General features: G+C 29.6%; 15 protein-coding genes. 11 read left to right on the forward strand and 4 right to left on the reverse strand.

The window, feature by feature from the left end:
* The first annotated feature begins 10 nt into the window (after window positions 1-10).
* From alr to Q3223_RS15075, 7 genes are all read left to right on the forward strand, one after another.
* Window positions 11-1,168: an alanine racemase gene (alr, locus tag Q3223_RS15045; protein ID WP_054271907.1), complete on the forward strand. Its 1,158-nt coding sequence runs from the start codon at window positions 11-13 to the stop codon at window positions 1,166-1,168.
* A gap of 32 nt (window positions 1,169-1,200) precedes the next feature.
* On the forward strand, window positions 1,201-1,488 hold the full coding sequence (locus tag Q3223_RS15050; RefSeq protein WP_054271906.1) for a ribbon-helix-helix protein, CopG family: 288 nt from the start codon (window positions 1,201-1,203) through the stop codon (window positions 1,486-1,488).
* Window positions 1,457-1,840, forward strand: coding sequence for a type II toxin-antitoxin system PemK/MazF family toxin (locus Q3223_RS15055; protein WP_003421356.1), 384 nt, complete (start codon window positions 1,457-1,459; stop codon window positions 1,838-1,840). Before Q3223_RS15050 ends, Q3223_RS15055 begins: the two co-directional genes overlap by 32 nt.
* A gap of 171 nt (window positions 1,841-2,011) precedes the next feature.
* Window positions 2,012-2,839 carry a transketolase gene (locus Q3223_RS15060; protein WP_054271905.1) on the forward strand — a complete coding sequence of 276 codons (828 nt, stop codon included), beginning with the start codon at window positions 2,012-2,014 and terminating at the stop codon, window positions 2,837-2,839.
* Window positions 2,832-3,773 (forward strand): transketolase family protein, encoded by a 942-nt coding sequence (locus Q3223_RS15065; protein WP_231301260.1) that lies wholly within the window; start codon window positions 2,832-2,834, stop codon window positions 3,771-3,773. The genes Q3223_RS15060 and Q3223_RS15065 overlap by 8 nt, the downstream gene beginning before the upstream one ends.
* Before the next feature lie 424 nt (window positions 3,774-4,197).
* Window positions 4,198-5,292 carry a hypothetical protein gene (locus tag Q3223_RS15070; RefSeq protein ID WP_219673911.1) on the forward strand — a complete coding sequence of 365 codons (1,095 nt, stop codon included), beginning with the start codon at window positions 4,198-4,200 and terminating at the stop codon, window positions 5,290-5,292.
* 216 nt (window positions 5,293-5,508) lie between these two features.
* Entirely contained in the window at window positions 5,509-5,925 is a 417-nt protein-coding gene (locus Q3223_RS15075) for a hypothetical protein (RefSeq protein WP_054271902.1), read from the forward strand.
* A gap of 120 nt (window positions 5,926-6,045) precedes the next feature.
* Here Q3223_RS15075 and Q3223_RS15080 read toward each other — a convergent pair whose 3' ends face one another.
* Window positions 6,046-6,615: a 5-formyltetrahydrofolate cyclo-ligase gene (locus tag Q3223_RS15080; protein ID WP_407812145.1), complete on the reverse strand. Its 570-nt coding sequence runs from the start codon at window positions 6,613-6,615 to the stop codon at window positions 6,046-6,048.
* Window positions 6,616-6,767: 152 nt separating this feature from the next.
* Here Q3223_RS15080 and Q3223_RS15085 point away from each other — a divergent pair, with 152 nt between their 5' ends.
* The gene (locus Q3223_RS15085) at window positions 6,768-7,925 is read left to right on the forward strand and encodes a S41 family peptidase (RefSeq protein WP_219673913.1); all 1,158 of its coding nucleotides are present in this window, start codon (window positions 6,768-6,770) and stop codon (window positions 7,923-7,925) included.
* Window positions 7,926-8,017: 92 nt separating this feature from the next.
* Here Q3223_RS15085 and nagA read toward each other — a convergent pair whose 3' ends face one another.
* Together nagA and Q3223_RS15095 are read right to left on the reverse strand one after the other, a co-directional pair.
* Window positions 8,018-9,172: an N-acetylglucosamine-6-phosphate deacetylase gene (gene nagA, locus Q3223_RS15090; RefSeq protein WP_407812146.1), complete on the reverse strand. Its 1,155-nt coding sequence runs from the start codon at window positions 9,170-9,172 to the stop codon at window positions 8,018-8,020.
* Window positions 9,173-9,257: 85 nt separating this feature from the next.
* Window positions 9,258-9,983, reverse strand: a complete 726-nt coding sequence (locus Q3223_RS15095) for a GntR family transcriptional regulator (protein WP_054271899.1) — start codon at window positions 9,981-9,983, stop codon at window positions 9,258-9,260.
* Window positions 9,984-10,248: 265 nt separating this feature from the next.
* Here Q3223_RS15095 and pfkB point away from each other — a divergent pair, with 265 nt between their 5' ends.
* A complete protein-coding gene (gene pfkB / locus Q3223_RS15100; protein ID WP_407812147.1) occupies window positions 10,249-11,178 on the forward strand; it encodes a 1-phosphofructokinase in 930 nt (309 codons plus the stop codon).
* A gap of 124 nt (window positions 11,179-11,302) precedes the next feature.
* On the opposite strand, the gene Q3223_RS15105 is transcribed toward pfkB, so the two are convergent.
* Window positions 11,303-12,220 (reverse strand): Gfo/Idh/MocA family protein, encoded by a 918-nt coding sequence (locus tag Q3223_RS15105; protein ID WP_054271897.1) that lies wholly within the window; start codon window positions 12,218-12,220, stop codon window positions 11,303-11,305.
* 486 nt (window positions 12,221-12,706) lie between these two features.
* On the opposite strand from Q3223_RS15105, the gene Q3223_RS15110 reads away from it, so the two are divergent.
* Window positions 12,707-13,870, forward strand: coding sequence for an SIS domain-containing protein (locus Q3223_RS15110; protein ID WP_054271896.1), 1,164 nt, complete (start codon window positions 12,707-12,709; stop codon window positions 13,868-13,870).
* A 48-nt stretch (window positions 13,871-13,918) separates the two neighbouring features.
* Window positions 13,919-14,770, forward strand: coding sequence for a tagatose-bisphosphate aldolase subunit GatY (gatY, locus tag Q3223_RS15115; protein ID WP_054271895.1), 852 nt, complete (start codon window positions 13,919-13,921; stop codon window positions 14,768-14,770).
* Window positions 14,771-14,854 lie beyond the last annotated feature (84 nt).

The raw sequence follows: 14,854 nt of genomic DNA on the forward strand, positions 1-14,854 counted from the left end.
GACTAAAGAAATGCAAAAAATAACAGTGCCTACATGGGCAGAGATAAATCTAGATAACTTAAGATTTAACTTAAATAATATTAAAAATTTATTAGAAGAAGATATTAAGGTTTGTGGAGTAATAAAAGCTGATGCATATGGACATGGTGCAGTAGAAGTTGCAAAATTGCTAGAAAAAGAAAAAGTAGATTATTTAGCAGTAGCAAGAACTGCTGAAGGAATCGAACTTAGACAAAATGGCATAACACTTCCTATTTTGAACTTAGGATATACTCCAGACGAAGCTTTCGAAGATTCTATAAAAAATAAAATAACTATGACAGTTTATTCTTTAGAAACAGCACAAAAGATAAACGAGGTTGCAAAATCTTTAGGAGAAAAAGCCTGTGTTCACATTAAAATAGACTCAGGAATGACTAGAATAGGTTTCCAACCTAATGAAGAGTCAGTACAGGAAATAATAAAATTAAATAAATTAGAATATATAAATTTAGAAGGTATGTTTACTCATTTCGCTACAGCTGATGAAGTAAGTAAAGAGTACACTTATAAACAAGCTAATAATTATAAATTTATGTCTGATAAGTTGGACGAAGCTGGTGTAAAAATAGCTATAAAACATGTATCAAACAGTGCAGCTATTATGGATTGCCCTGATTTAAGATTAAATATGGTAAGAGCAGGAATAATATTATATGGTCATTATCCATCTGAGGATGTATTTAAAGAAAGATTAGAATTAAGACCAGCAATGAAATTAAAATCAAAAATCGGACATATAAAACAAGTTGAACCAGGTGTAGGAATAAGTTATGGACTAAAGTATACAACTACTGGTAAAGAAACAATCGCTACAGTTCCAATAGGATATGCAGATGGATTTACTAGAATTCAAAAAAATCCAAAGGTTCTTATTAAAGGAGAAGTGTTTGATGTAGTTGGTAGAATTTGTATGGATCAAATAATGGTTAGAATTGACAAAGATATAGACATAAAAGTTGGAGATGAGGTTATACTATTTGGAGAAGGTGAAGTTACAGCTGAACGTATAGCCCAAGACTTAGGAACTATAAACTATGAAGTGTTATGTATGATATCAAGAAGAGTTGACCGTGTTTATATGGAAAATAATGAGCTTGTACAAATAAACAGTTATTTGCTAAAATAAAACCATGATATTATAATCTGGGAGGCGATTTTGTGTACGATAAAAGTAAAGAAAAAATAGAAGTTACTTTACCAGACTCTCTGATTTCTGAAGTTGATAGTATAGTTCAGATGGAGAACAGTAACAGAGAAGATTTTGCAAAAGCTGCTTTTCAGTTCTATATAACTCAGAAAAAGAGAATTCATATTAAAGAATCTATGAAAACGGGTTATAGAGAAATGGGTCAAATTAATCTGTCATTGGCTGAGTTAGGTATGACAGTTGAAGAAGTATCTTCTGATGATAAAAATGAAGGGAAGATTGCCCAAGGTGAGTACTAATTGTGAAATAAAGCGTGGTGATTTATATTACGCTGATTTAAGTCCAGTTGTTGGCTCAGAGCAGGGAGGCGTTAGACCTGTTCTGATAATACAAAATGATGTAGGTAATAAATATAGTCCTACAGTTATAGTATCAGCTATAACATCTCAGATTAATAAAGCCAAACTACCTACTCATGTAGAGATAAGTTCCAATGAATATGGGCTTAATAAAGACTCAGTAATTCTTTTAGAGCAAATTAGAACTATTGATAAAAAGAGACTGAGGGAGAAAATTGGTTGTCTAGATGAAAATATGATGATAAAAGTAGACGATGGACTTCAAATAAGTTTAGGATTGTTTACTTTTTAAAGAGGGGTTTGTCTTTTATTAGACAATCCCTTTTTTCTTTGGAAATATCTTTTAGTATTTAATTTTGGTAGCGTGTATTAAGAAAATCAAAAATAACGCAAAAAAATAGCATAAAAGTGATATAATAATATGGAATTGATATAAAATTACGAACTCAAGGGAGGTAATTGCATGAGAGACCATAAAGGATTAAATGAGATTGCGCGTATCATAAGAAGAGATATAGTTTCCATGATACATAGAGCCAAATCTGGACATCCAGGAGGGTCATTATCAGTAGTTGAAATACTTACTGCGTTATACTTTGATGAAATGAATGTGGATTATTCAAATCCTAAAATGGAGGATAGAGATAGATTTGTATTATCAAAAGGACATGCTGCACCAGCATTATATGCTACATTGGCTGAAAAAGGCTATTTTGATAAGGAAGAACTTGATGGTCTAAGGAAAATTGGAAGAATGTTACAAGGTCATCCAGATATGAAAGGTACGCCTGGTATAGAGATATCTACAGGTTCTCTAGGGCAAGGTTTTTCAGTTGCGTGTGGTATGGCGATGGCATCAAAACTTGATAATGCACCATGGAACGTATATACTTTACTTGGTGATGGAGAAGTTCAAGAGGGTATTGTTTGGGAAGCTGCTATGAGTGCTGCACACTATAAGCTTGATAATTTAATTGCTTTTTTAGATAATAATGGGCTTCAAATAGACGGAGATACAGAAAGTGTAATGAATTTAGGTTCAATAGTTGATAAATTTAAAGCTTTTGGATGGAATGTAATTGAAATAGATGGACATGATTTTGACCAAATATTTGCTGCTCTTGACATAGCTAAGTCAACAGTTAAAAAACCTACAATGATAATTGCAAAAACTATAAAAGGCAAAGGAATATCTTTTATGGAAAATCAAGCAGGATGGCACGGAACAGCTCCAAGTGATGAAGAGTTAGAAAAAGCCTTGCTTGAACTAGGAGGTGCTGACAATGAGTAAAATGGCGACGAGAGAGGCATATGGTAAAGCATTAGTAAAGCTAGGTCAAATAAATGACAATGTTGTTGTGTTAGATGCAGACTTATCAAAATCTACAAAGACACACGACTTCTATAAATCATTTCCAGATAGATTTTTTAATATGGGTATAGCAGAACAAAACCTAATAGGTGCTGCTTGTGGATTATCAACTGCTGGCAAAATACCTTTTGCAAGTACTTTTGCTATGTTTGCTACAGGAAGAGCTTTTGAGATTATAAGAAATTCAGTTTGCTATCCAAAACTAAATGTAAAAATTTGTGCTACTCATGCAGGTCTTACTGTTGGAGAAGATGGAGCATCTCATGAAAGTGTAGAGGATATTGCTATAATGAGAGCTATACCAAATATGACAGTTCTTGTTCCAGCTGATGGTGTTGAAACAGAAAAAATGATTTTTGAAGTAGCTAAGTATAATGGTCCTGTTTATGTTAGATTAGGAAGAAGCTCAGTACCAATTTTATTTGATGAAAACTATGAGTTTGAAATAGGAAAAGGTACAGTTTTAAGAGATGGAAATGATGTGTCTATTATAGCTTGTGGAATTATGGTAAATGAGGCTATACTGGCACAAGAAAAGTTGCAAGAAGAAGGTATAAGTGCTAGGGTCATAAATATGTCTACAATAAAACCTATAGATAAGGATTTAATATTAAAAACAGCAAAAGAAACAAATGCTATAGTAACTGTAGAAGAACACAGTGTAATTGGAGGATTAGGTTCTGCTGTAAGTGAAGTAGTTGGAGAGTCTTATCCAACTATAGTAAAAAAAGTTGGAGTTAAAGATTCATTTGGAGAATCTGGTGCTCCAAATGACTTGTTAAAAAAATATGAATTAACTTGTGATGATATAATAAAAGCTGTCAAAGAAGCTATTCTTGCAAAAAGAATTTAAGACATATAAATTATTCATATTTGTTAATAATATAATATATTTGAAGGAGAGATATAAAGGTCTGTATTAATTTATATCTCTCTTTTTTATACATGATATCAATATATCAAAAATGTAATAAAATATTCAAATTTTTACAAAAATAGAGAAAATATTCAAATATATATTGACTATTCAGAAAAATATGACTAATATATAGTTTATAGGGAAATTAATTTTATATATAAAAGCTACTTAGACAAAAAGAATTTAATAAATCTTATGGAGGGAGGTATACTGTATAAAAGATATATTATAAGTTTTAAGTTATTATACTAAAAAGCTCTAAAACAGTTATCATGTATTTTATGTTAAAGGAAATTATAGGTAGTTTATCGAATTGTTTAAGCAGATGAAAAATTTCACGTGGGGAGGTAACTGAGATATGTCAGAAAAGGTAAACGTTAAAACAGTCATAAGTTTCGCAGGAGCTTATGTAGCAACAGTAATAGGTTCTGGATTTGCAACAGGACAGGAAATAATGCAATTTTTCACTTTTTATGGTTTCGCAGGAGTTATTGGTGGGATAATTTCAATGGTATTATTCTCATGGATGGGTGCTTCAGTTATGTCAAAAGGTAAAGAACTTCAACTTAAAGAACCTATCAAAATTTATCGTGTTTATTGTGGTAAGTATTTAGGAATATTCTTTGAGTGGTTTGGACCATTATTCTTATTTGGTGTTTTCGTAGTAATGATTTCAGGAGCAGGAGCAACTTTAACTGAGTACTATGGATTAAATCCATTTGTAGGTAGAGTTGGTATGGCAGTAGTAGCATTATTAACTGTTTCACTAGGTCTTGATAAATTATCAAAGATACTAGGTGGAATAGGACCTATAATAATAATCTTTACACTTTTAGTTGGTGGTATAAGTTTAGCTAATAATATAGGTAATATAGGTCAAGCGGCAGAAGTTCTTAGAACTGTAGAGATAACTAAACCAGTTCCAAACGCATACCTATCTGGTGTAATATACACTACTTATAATACAATCGTTGTCATGGCATTCTTAACAGGATTAGGAGCAAGTGCTGCTAATAAAAAAGAAGCTGTTTGTGGTGGTATATTAGGTGGGGTAGCACTTATGGCAGCAGCTATAATGATGCACTTAGCTATTCTTTCTGATATAGGAAATCTATATTCAAAAGCAATACCTTCATTATTCTTAGCTGATAAGATTTCACCAATAGTTGGAGTTTTATTCTCAATAATTCTTATATTAGGTATATATACAACAGCTGTGCCTCTATTATGGTCAGTAACTAATAGATTTGTTGATGATAATCATCCTAAGTTTAAGATAATAACAATAATAACAGCTATATTAGGTCTTATAGGTGGATTCCTACCATTTGACAAGCTGGTTGGTATTTTATATCCATACACTGGATATATGGGCGTCATAATACTGGTCTGTGTTCTTTATAGACAGATTACAAAGACATCTGGATATCAAGAAGGCGTTAGCGATAAATAAATATTTTAAGATTGTAAATCAAAGAGCTATATTAAAACAATTAAATTGTTTTAATATAGCTCTTTTTATTTTATGTGTTATAAAATGTTTAGAATATGTTTTTTAATAGTATTACATATATTTATAATTATGGATAAACGTATTCTAATCAATAATTTAGAGTCTAAGATAAGGTTGTAAATCATATATTTAGAATAGATGGGAGGAGTGATAAGATTGAATGTAAAATTTAATATTAAAGGTATAATTTATGGAGTTATAGCTCTGGTATTCGTTATAGGGGGATTTATATTCATACCAAGTATGTTTGTAGAGAAATCTAAGCCTGTAGATTATACGATATTACAAAGAAATTCAATACCAGAAAAAATACTTGATGTCATGGATAAGTATACAAATGAAGAAAGAGCTTTGGCAGCTAAAATTGATAACAAAATATACATCATAGTAACTAGAGGAAATAATAAATATGGTATAGAAATGAACAAAATAGAAAGTGTAAGTGAAGAAGGAAAAGATGTTTTAAGAGTCAAGATAAAGTATAAAGATAAGGAGGACTCTTATCCGTACATAGTTGTTGAAACAAATATGAGTGAGCTTCCAGATAGGATAGAATTAAATTCAACTAAATAACTAAGTAGTTTATATAATAAAGTCATGGTTTTTATTATAAGTAAATGATATGTGTTTATTATTATTTTAAAAGCCATGACTTAAGATGTTTGCTATATGATATTAACAATATTTGCTATTCTAATTGTCTGGTGTGATAATTCTAGTTTCAGTAACTATATAATTTAATTGTGCATCATGAGTTTCTTTTGGGATAAAATTGAATATTTGGAAATCAAATGCTATTCCTATAGTTATAGCATCTTTTCTTAAGTTTTCTAAAAACCTATCATAAAATCCTCCACCATATCCTAGTCTATAGCAATTTATATCATATGCTACAGCTGGTACAATTACAACATCTAAGGCCTTGATATCGATTGTAGGTGATTTTTCTTTAGGTTCTCTTATTCCATATGTTCCAATTTTCAATCCTTCTTTTAAGTCTGTTATTTGAGTAGGGATTAATGTATGATTTTCTTTTATTGTAATGGGGCTTGAGACTATTTTCTTTAGGGATAAAAGTTTTTGAATTAAACTATCTGTTTGAACTTCGTTATTGAAGTCTAGATAAAGCATTATATTAGTTGCATTTCTTATATCTTTCATTTGAAGTAATTTTTCTGTTATTAAATTTGAATTATTAAATACAAAATCTGCACTCTTACTTTTTCTGGATTCAATAACTTTTTTCCTAAATTCTTTTTTCATAAAATATTCCTCCCTTAATGTGTTATAATGTGTAAAGCAATTGTATTTAATATAAATTTTAGTATAGTTTATTATAATAAAGCAATATATTTGGGTAAATGTAATAAAAATAACAGCTAGTCATATAATAATAATAGTTTATGTAAAAGGAGATGTATCTTGTGATTTCAAAGAAGAAAGCTATTTTTTTAGGGGTGATTTTAGTAATTATAACGGCGATGACTACATCAGCCTTTCAGTTAACATTGGGGAATAAGGTTGTAATATCGAAGGAACTCTATGAGGACTATAAAAAATATGATAAGTTGTTAGGATTAGAAACTATTATAAAACAAGATTTTTATAAAAAGGTATCTGATGCTGACTTAGTAGATGGAGCATCAAAAGGTTTGTTCTTAGGTACAAATGATAAGTACTCTGGTTATTACACTAAAGATGAAATGGAAGACTTAATAAATGATAGTGAAGGCTCCTATGTTGGTGTAGGTATGTATATAGGTGCATCGAAAGATGGAGGGCTAGTGGTAGTTCCTATGAAAGATTCTCCAGCAGAAAAAGCAGGTGTAAGAGCAGGGGATAAATTAGTAAAAGTAAATGGAAAATCTGTGTCATATAAGAATTCAGATGAAGCTGTGCGTATGATGAAAGGTAAAAAAGGAAAAATAGTCGAATTGACTATATTAAGAGAAGACAAACATCTAAACTTTAAAGTAAAGACAGAACAAATAGTTGAGAAAAGTATAGAAAGTAAAGTAATTGATAATGATTTAGGATATATAGAAATCACTCAATTTATATCAAGTACATATACTGACTTTGACAAAGCTTTAAAAGAATTAAAAGCAAAGAATATTAAGGGATTAGTAATAGACCTTAGAAATAATCCTGGTGGAATGCTGGATATATGTAAAGAAGTTGCTGATGAGCTAATTGGCGAAGGAACTATAGTATATACAAAAGATAATAAAGGAAACACTGAGTACTTGAAATCTGATAAAGAAAAATTAGGACTTCCAATAGTAGTCTTAACTAATGGAGAAAGTGCTTCTGCTGCTGAAATATTAACAGCTGCAATCGTTGATAATAAAGAAGGTATTTCTGTAGGTACTACAACCTTTGGTAAAGGGTTGGTACAATCAGTTGTAAGATTAAAAGATGGAACAGGGTACAAACTAACTACTGCTCAATATTTTACACCTAATGGAGATTATATCAATGAAAAAGGAATAAAGCCTACAATTGAAGAAAAAGATGAAAATAAGCAACTGGATGTAGCAACTAAGTGGCTTAGAGAACAGATTGATAAATAGGATTTAATTTTTGTAAACTTATACTATAAAATAAAGTGTACTATAAAAGAGTGGATAATTGAAAATATCCACTCTTTATTTTTATATAAAATTTATTTATTAGCTCTATACTTACAGATACCATTTATATAAGTTTCATGTATATTAAAGTCATTATCTATTACTATAAAATCTGCGTCCATACCTTGGCATATAGAGCCACAGATATTATCAATATTACAACTTAAAGCAGGTATATATGTAGCCATTTTTATTGCATCCTCTAAAGTTGATATATTCCAATTAACTATATTTTTAACAGCATTGTCCATTGTTAATACACTCCCAGCTAAACTTCCATTGCTCAATCTTGCAACACCATTTTTTACATTGACATTAAACTTACCAAGAGTATACTGGCCATCATCCATAGCACCTGCTCTCATACAATCTGTAATTAAAGCAATATTGTTTCTGGACTTAATATCCATTATTATTTTAGCAGCTATGGGACTTACATGATGACCATCACATATTAGTTCAGCATAAGTGTTTTTTAGTGCCATAGCTGCTCCAACCATTCCAGGCTCTCTGTGATTTAGAGGACTCATTCCATTATACATATGTACAAACACTTTAGCCCCAGAATTAACAGCTTGTTCAACCTGTTCAAATGTAGCTGAACTATGACCAAGTGCTACTGATATATTATTTTTGGTAGCATATTTTGTGAACTCTATTGAATTTTTACGTTCTGGGGCAATTGCTATTTTTCTTATTAAATTTTTTGCTTTTTTTTGCCATGATTTTAAAATGTCAATACTAGGGTCTTTAAAATATTTTTCATTTTGAGCACCTTTATGTTTTTCTGTAAAAAAAGGGCCTTCTAAATAAATACCTTGTATTTTTGCTCCTTCAACTTTATCATAGTTATTACTTATATTTTCTATAGAATCACTTAGTTTATCTATAGAATCAGTTAAAGTTGTGGGGAGGAAAGAAGTCACTCCATATTTTAACAACCCTTTTGAAATTGTGTTTATTGCTTCAAATGTATTATCCATGATGTCTGCACCTAAAATGCCATGAATATGAGTATCAACTAAACCAGGAGCAATATATTTACCTGAAAAGTCTATAACACTATCAATAGCTTGTGGTTTTTCTTTCTGAAATTTACCAAATTTGCCATCAATTATGCTAAGGTAACCTTTTTCCTTGGTACCATACTCCATAAAAAATTTATCTGCATAAATAAAATTTTTCAAAACTACCTCCTTATAAATTACATTATCATTTGTAGTTTTGAAGTTTATAAAATATTAAGTTTTCTGGAAATCTATTTAAAATTTACTATCTTACATGCCTTATTTTATATACAAATTTATCACTTCTGGCAACGCTCAAAGTAAATTCAATAACTATATTATCATCGTTATATGTCGTACGAAGTAACTTTAGACAAGGTGAATCACCTGGTACTTCTAATAACTTTGATTCCTTATCAGATATTATTCCTGCTGAAAATTCCTCATCAGCCACTTTGATAATTTCCCCATAATCTTCTCTAAATATCTCGTACAGAGGTTTTTGTTCTACTTTTTCTTGTGTCAATCCTGTAAACTCTTTCATAGGGAGATATGTTCTTTCAAGCATCATAGGAAGATTATCAGCAAGTCTTAGACGCATTATTTTTATTATTTTTTCACCAGGAGTTATACCTAATTTCTCAGAAAAATATTTTGTACTTTCTACTACCTCAAATGATAATACTTTTGTACTTGGTTTTTTTCCTTGTGTTCTCATATAATCTGTAAAGCTATAACTGTCCATTAAGTTTTGGGAATCTTGACTTAGTGCAGCAACAAAAGTACCTTTTCCATGTCTTTTGTATATGTATCCCATATGTTCTAATTCAGCCATTGCTAGTCTAACTGTAGTCCTACTTACTCCATATTCATCACAAATTTTTCTTTCAGAAAGCATTCTATCATTTGGCTCCATCTCGTTTTCAATTTTAGTCCTTAATATCTCAACAAGTTGGTCATATATTGGTCTTTTATCATTTCTTTTTATCATAAAAAAATAGTCCTTTCTAAGTGGTTATTACCACAGTTTGATTATAAAATATACAAATACTTATGTCAATGAGTAAAATTTAATCAAAATCTAATAAGTGATACTATTAACTAGCTTGAAGTTATGGTGCATTGACAAAATAAATAAAATAATTTATATTCAAAGTGGTAATTACCAATTTGAATATATTATAGGCTAAGTTTTTATATTTTACATATTGATTTATTTTATGGAAGTGAGAAATTAATAATAAGGAGAATCGAGTATGATTACAGTAATAACGTTCAATCCATCTATAGATAGAATGTATAGAGTAAATAGTATAAACATAGGTCAGGTACAAAGGGTAGTAAGTACAAATGCAACTGCTGGAGGTAAAGGATTAAATGTTACTAAGGTATGTAAAATTTTAAAAGAAACACCTTTAGCTATGGGATTTTTAGGTGGATTTAATGGGGAATTTATAAAAAATGAACTTAAAAAATTAGATATACAAAATAAATTCACAAAAATAGAGCAGGAAACTAGAAATTGTCTAAATATAATCGAAGACAACAAAATAAGTACAGAATTTCTAGAAAAGGGGCCAAGAGTGGGAAAAAGTGATTTAGAGAGGTTTGAAAATGACATAGATAAAGTAATAAAAAATACTAAAATATTAGTGGCATCTGGTAGTTATTGTGAAAATATGCCAACAGACTATTATGAGAAACTAGGTAATTTATGTAGAGAAAATAATATAAAATTTATATTAGATACATCAGGAGATGCGCTAAAAGTAGCCTTAAAATCACAACCATATTTAATAAAGCCAAATATAGATGAAATAATAAATTTATTAGGAGCTAATATAGAATCAAGAGAGGAAGTTATCTTATCAGGAAAAAAACTTCTTGAAATGGGGGCAGAAAATGTATGTATATCTTTAGGTAAGGATGGGATGGTTTATTTAAATAGAGATAGTGTATATGATGTAAAAGTACCACCTTTAAAATGTGTAAATACTGTAGGCAGTGGAGATAGTACGATAGCTGGATTTAGTGTGGGTATTTTAAGGGGCTACGAAATAGAAAATTTACTTAAGTTCGCAAATGCTTGTGGAATAAGTAATGCCCTAAATATGGAAACAGGTTTTGTGTGCTTAAAAGAAGTTAATAAGTATCAGAATTTAGTTGAAGTAACAAAGTTAAGTTAAATAGAATTAATGTGAATATAATGAGTTTGATATGTATGTAATAGAATTTGATATATAAAAAGCAAGTCTCATTATAAAAATAAGCTAGAGACACTTATCCCTAGCTTATTTTTATAATAAATATCTATTTTACTGAACCGATAATTTTCTCTAGTAATCTTTGAGCTTTAACACACTCTTCTCCACTAATTGCTGGTTTTATACTATTTTCTAAGCAATCAATGAAATGATTTATTATGTCCTCAAAACCTTTTTGTTTTAATATATTTACCCATGCACCACTTTGTTTTGAAGTTAGATTTCCATACTCTTCTATTTCCAGTGTATTAAGGTTTTTAACTCTTTGAATTTTACCCTTTGAAATAATCTCAACTTGTTCTAATTTTGTTCCAGAATCTCTATGCATAAAGGTATTTATGGAGAAGTTTTTACCCTTAAGCTTATGACTTACAAATATTAGATTCTTATTGTCTGTTAAAAATAAATCCTCTCCAGTAATTTTAACATCACTATCTGCTAACCATAAGGCAGTATCAATAACATGTATATAGTCATCTATAAGTGTACTGTCAAATCCAACATTTCTTATAGAATTTAATCCATGTTTGCATATATTGATAGATACAATTTCTGTAGCATTCCTTTTGATTTCTTTGTACATAGGACAGAATCTACGGTTAAATCCAACCATTAAATTTAGGTTTTTTTTCATACTTAATTCGATAAGCTCTTCTCCCTGCTCTACTGTTGATGCAAGTGGTTTGTCCACATATACATGAATACCTAAATTTAATAGTATCTTTATAATTTCGTAGTGTGTCTCTGTAGAGCTATGTAGAAAAATACAATCACACTTTTTAGCTAAAGATTCAATAGAATCAAATGGTGTGAGCCTATAATCACTACAGATTTTTTCTCTTTTGGATTTATTTGGAGTAAAGGCTCCTACAAATTTAAATCTATCAGATTTTGTTAATACAGGTAAATATGCTTTTTGAGCTATAGAGCCAAGACCTATCATACCGACTTTTATATTTTTCATAATAGTTTCTCCTAGTGTTTTTTAGATTTATAGAAATGATTATAATTCAGGCACATAAATTTGTAAACTTTGTGCTAAAAAAATAAATATGAAGTTTATGAAGGTAAATTAACTGTGCAATAAATATAATTGATAAAGTAATTTAAAAAAATATATAAAATTGATTGATATAAATATTTTATGTATTGACAAAAAATTTAAATTAATTTATATTTGGATTAGTGGTAGTTACCACTTTTTTAAATAAATTTTTATCATAAAATAAAAATGCCAAAACGCCTATAATATAATTCTATTAAATTTTTTAAGATAAACTATAAATAATCTATGAGAGTAATCAAAATGTATAGAGTATATTTAAAAATTAGTTTTAGTAGTAATAAAAAGTCCAAGTAAAAAATATAAAAGAGTATTTTTTTTACATTTAAAAGTGGTTATAACCTCATTACCAAAATTAAGTGTTATGAGTATGAAAGGGGAATGAAAATGTTTAAACTAGAAGAACAAAAATTAAAAGATTTAGGTGCAATAATAACGACTAACGAAATAAAACAACAACCTGAATTATGGTTAGAAACTTATGAAACATATAAATCTAATAAAGAAAAATTAAGTAGGTTTATAGATACAATAAGTAGTAATCATGGGCAGTTTAGAGTTATCTTTACAGGTGCTGGGACTTCAGCTTATGTAGGAAACTCAATACTCCCTTATCTTAAAAATAAAAATGATATAAGAAAATATATATTTGAAACAATACCTACTACAGATATAGTTTCTAATCCATATGATTACTTAAAAAAAGATGTACCAACGTTATTAGTTTCATTTGCAAGAAGTGGAAATAGCCCTGAAAGCTTGGCTGCTCTAAACTTAGGAAATCAAATTGTAGATAATTTTTATCATTTAGTTATAACTTGTAATCCAGAAGGCGAACTGGCTAAAATGGCTAAAAATGATGAAAACAATTACTTGTTACTAATGCCATCAAAATCAAATGATAAAGGTTTCGCTATGACTGGAAGTTTTTCATGTATGATGTTATCTGCTATGCTAATATTTGATAGTTTAGAAGATGATGTAGAAAAGTCATATATACATTCAATAATTGAAATGGGAAGAAATGTTATAGATAGAAAAGACGAAATACATGAGTTAATAAATAAAGATTTTGATAGAGTTGTATATTTAGGTTCAGGAGGATTAGGTGGTCTTACACAAGAAGCACAACTAAAACTTTTAGAACTTACAGCAGGGAAAATAGCTACAGTATATGATTCTCCTATGGGATTTAGACATGGTCCCAAATCATTTATTGATAAAAATACACTTGTATTTGAATTTGTATCCAATTGTTCATATACAAGAAAATATGACTTAGATGTTTTAGAAGAAATAAAAAGAGATAAGATTGCCAAACTCACTTGTGCAGTGTCTGTAGAAGGCGAAAGTAACTTTTCAGGAACAAAGTTTGAGTTTGGAGGAAAATATAATAAATTGCCAGATGCGTATCTTGCAATGCCATACATATTATTTGCACAAACTATAGCATTATTTGCATCTATAAAAGTTGAAAATAAGCCAGATACACCATCAGTTACAGGAACAGTAAATAGAGTAGTAAAAGGTGTAACAATATATGAATACTAAAAATATTTATTAAAATATTATAATTAAATAATTTGGGGGGGTATCAATGTGGCATTAGTAACAACAACATCGATGCTTAAAAAGGCACAAGATGAAGGGTATGCAGTAGGTGCATTTAATGTGGAAAATATGGAAATGGTAATTGCTGTTATAGAAGCTGCTGAGGAGCTAAATTCTCCAGTTATATTACAAACGACTCCATCAACTGTGAAGTATGCAGGGCTTGATTATTATCTAGCAAATGCAAAGGTTGCAGCGAAGAGAGTAAATATACCTATAGCAATGCATTTAGACCATGGTTCAAGTTTTGAACTTGCAATGAAAGCTTTAAGGGATGGTTATACATCAATAATGATAGATGGTTCTCATGAAAGTTTTGAAAATAATATATATCTATCTAAATCAGTAGTAAAAGCATGTAGCCCATCTCTTATACCAGTGGAAGCAGAACTTGGAAAAGTTGGTGGAAAAGAAGATGATTTAGATGGTGGAGATAGTAATGATTATACAAATCCAAAAGAGGCAAAAGAGTTTGTCGATAGAACAGGAGTATCTTCATTAGCCATAGCTATAGGTACAGCGCATGGATTGTATAAAGGTGAACCTAAAATAGATTTAGACAGACTATCAGAAATTAAAAAAGTAGTTTCAATACCTTTAGTATTACATGGAGGTTCGGGAATACGTGATGATATTATAAAAGAGGCTATAAAAAGAGGGATTAGAAAAGTTAACTACGCAACTGAATTAAGAATTGCATATAGTAATGGAGTTAAAAAAGTTTTAAGTAAAGATTCTGAGGTTATAGACCCTAAAAAATATGGGTTGGCAGGAATTCAATCAGTAAAGGACTTTGTAAAAGAAAAAATTAAAGTATGTGGGTCTGTAAATAAAGCATAAAAAATAAAATATCCTAAATTTATTTTAGATAAGTTTAGGATATTTGTTATATGAAAAATTTATATCATTTATATATAATAGTGT

It is taken from the genome of Clostridioides sp. GD02367 (assembly GCF_045900275.1).
Classification (GTDB): Bacteria; Bacillota; Clostridia; order Peptostreptococcales; family Peptostreptococcaceae; genus Clostridioides; species Clostridioides difficile_A.

Excerpts from the sequence above, each read along its gene's own strand:
- Q3223_RS15110 (WP_054271896.1), top strand. The coding sequence starts at position 12,707 with ATGTTTAAACTAGAAGAACAAAAATTAAAAGATTTAGGTGCAATAATA.
- alr (WP_054271907.1), top strand. The coding sequence starts at position 11 with ATGCAAAAAATAACAGTGCCTACATGGGCAGAGATAAATCTAGATAAC.
- Q3223_RS15095 (WP_054271899.1), bottom strand. The coding sequence starts at position 9,983 with ATGATAAAAAGAAATGATAAAAGACCAATATATGACCAACTTGTTGAG.
- pfkB (WP_407812147.1), top strand. The coding sequence starts at position 10,249 with ATGATTACAGTAATAACGTTCAATCCATCTATAGATAGAATGTATAGA.
- Q3223_RS15060 (WP_054271905.1), top strand. The coding sequence starts at position 2,012 with ATGAGAGACCATAAAGGATTAAATGAGATTGCGCGTATCATAAGAAGA.
- Q3223_RS15085 (WP_219673913.1), top strand. The coding sequence starts at position 6,768 with ATGTATCTTGTGATTTCAAAGAAGAAAGCTATTTTTTTAGGGGTGATT.
- Q3223_RS15065 (WP_231301260.1), top strand. The coding sequence starts at position 2,832 with ATGAGTAAAATGGCGACGAGAGAGGCATATGGTAAAGCATTAGTAAAG.
- Q3223_RS15055 (WP_003421356.1), top strand. The coding sequence starts at position 1,457 with ATGAAGGGAAGATTGCCCAAGGTGAGTACTAATTGTGAAATAAAGCGT.
- Q3223_RS15080 (WP_407812145.1), bottom strand. The coding sequence starts at position 6,615 with ATGAAAAAAGAATTTAGGAAAAAAGTTATTGAATCCAGAAAAAGTAAG.
- Q3223_RS15105 (WP_054271897.1), bottom strand. The coding sequence starts at position 12,220 with ATGAAAAATATAAAAGTCGGTATGATAGGTCTTGGCTCTATAGCTCAA.
- Q3223_RS15070 (WP_219673911.1), top strand. The coding sequence starts at position 4,198 with ATGTCAGAAAAGGTAAACGTTAAAACAGTCATAAGTTTCGCAGGAGCT.